This is a genomic window from Haladaptatus sp. (assembly GCF_049589095.1).
GTDB lineage: Archaea > Halobacteriota > Halobacteria > Halobacteriales > Haladaptataceae > Haladaptatus.
In genome coordinates this window covers 1-1721 of record NZ_JBAWAC010000209.1, presented here as the reverse complement: position 1 = coordinate 1721, position 1721 = coordinate 1, and the positions used below count along the sequence as shown (strand labels likewise).

Below are 1721 nucleotides of genomic sequence, written 5' to 3'. Positions count from 1 at the left end.
CTACCTCGGCAGTCAAACGTATCCCGTACAGGGAACCGTCCTCGGGGTGTTCTCGCTGACGATCCTGACGAATACGGTGTTGCTCGGGGCGCTGTATCCCGCCGCGCTGTTCGTCACGAACTTCGCCACCGGACGGCTTTCGTCGGTGATGTTCGTCGGTCGAGTCGTGGACTGGGACGAAATCCCGACGGCCCACGGCCGACTGCTGGAGACGCCGGACGGGGTGACCCGTAACGGCGTGGATTTGGACGCGATTCGGATGTATCTGCGGTGGCGCGGGGCGACGCTGGCCGACCTCAGGAACGGAGCGAACGACCTGCGTGACCCGGCAAGCCTGCCCGCGAAATCGAACCCGCCAACTGACGGTATGGTGACCGACGGCGGGACGGTGATCGAACGCGAACCGACGATAGAATCGGGCGGCTACGAGGACCCGTGGGGTGCCGCCCACTTCCTCGACAGCATCGACCACGGAGCCTACGGGACGACGCCGAAAAAGCTCCGCGACGGGTTGGAGGTGCTGGTGACGAAGGACGAAATGTGGGTGTCGCCGGGAATCCCGTTCATCGTCCCGCTGTTCGTCGGACTCGTCGTCGCGTTGGGCTACGGCGACATCCTGTCGGGCGTGCTGGCCGTCCTCGGACTGGCGACCATCTGATTTCAGAGAGTTTCACGAACCAATCGCGTGAGCCGTGGCCGAATCCCGACCTCTCGACGAGTGATGATGACGGTCGTATCCGCGCGTCGGCCGACGGCTTGCGGAACCGATCCGACGAGTTGCCGTCGGAGCATCCCTTGTCGCGTCGAGCCGAGAATCGTGATGTCGTGATTCGACGCTTCTTCGACCACGGTGTCGGTGACTGATCCGGTTCGAACCTCCCGGTCCACGTCCGCGGGGGCCACGCGGGCCGCGATACCGGCGAGCAATCGCTCGGCCGTCGTGTCCTCCGCTCCGACACGGAGGAGGTTGATTTCCGCATCGTTCGCCACCGCGATGGCACGGGCGACGTCCGCCGCGAGTTCGGCATGTGGGCCTTCGGCGACGGGGACGAGGATCGAATCCACGCCGTCCGCAGGGCCGATTTTCTCCACGAGAACGTCGGACGGGGTTCTGGCGACGAGTCGGTCGATGTTGCTCCCGAGGACGATTTCGCTCGGCCGTTCGCGCGCCTGCCAACCGACGATGAGCGCGTCGCAGTCGAATTCCACGACGGCGTTCGTGAGTGCGCGAGCGACGTCGAAAGAGACGAGCAACTGCCCGCTGACCGGGACCGCACCCCGTGCAGTTTCGACCACGCGGTCGAGGATTTCCTGTTCCTCCCCGCCGAACTCGCGGATGATGACGTCGTCGTTGTAGAGCGCGAACGGCGATTGGCGCTCGGTCACGAGTACCCGCAGGACGAGCACCTCACCGTCCCGTTCACGTGCGATATCGACGGCGGTTCGAGTCAACTGCGCGGCGTTCGCGGGGTCGGCGATGGCGACGGCGATGCGATACTCACTCGTTCCCCCCATTTTCGAGACATACGGTGGCCGATGGCAAAAGCGTTAGCTCCCGGGAGGGGAGCGTTTCGAGTGGAGATAGTTAGCGACGTCGCTGAACTCGACAGGTATCAGTTCACTTTCGAGAAATCGGTGTCGACGTTTCCATCCCGGTCCAAATCGACGACGGCGTCGAACAGGCCGAGGAAGCGCTCGATTTGCACTTCGTCGTGGACGCC

3 protein-coding genes are annotated in these 1721 nt (G+C 64.1%); 1 reads left to right on the top strand and 2 read right to left on the bottom strand.

The window, feature by feature from the left end; genetic code table 11:
- A partial coding sequence (locus WBV42_RS06880) for an A24 family peptidase C-terminal domain-containing protein (RefSeq protein WP_423985369.1) occupies positions 1-658 on the top strand: 658 nt, incomplete at its 5' end.
- Between the two features lie 2 nt (positions 659-660).
- On the opposite strand, the gene WBV42_RS06875 is transcribed toward WBV42_RS06880, so the two are convergent.
- Both WBV42_RS06875 and WBV42_RS06870 read right to left on the bottom strand, forming a co-directional pair.
- Entirely contained in the window at positions 661-1515 is an 855-nt protein-coding gene (locus WBV42_RS06875; protein ID WP_423985368.1) for a universal stress protein, read from the bottom strand.
- 98 nt (positions 1516-1613) lie between these two features.
- Complete coding sequence (locus WBV42_RS06870; RefSeq protein WP_423985370.1) at positions 1614-1706, bottom strand: hypothetical protein; 93 nt, start codon at positions 1704-1706, stop codon at positions 1614-1616.
- Positions 1707-1721 lie beyond the last annotated feature (15 nt).

Excerpts from the sequence above, each read along its gene's own strand:
- WBV42_RS06875 (WP_423985368.1), bottom strand. The coding sequence starts at position 1,515 with ATGGGGGGAACGAGTGAGTATCGCATCGCCGTCGCCATCGCCGACCCC.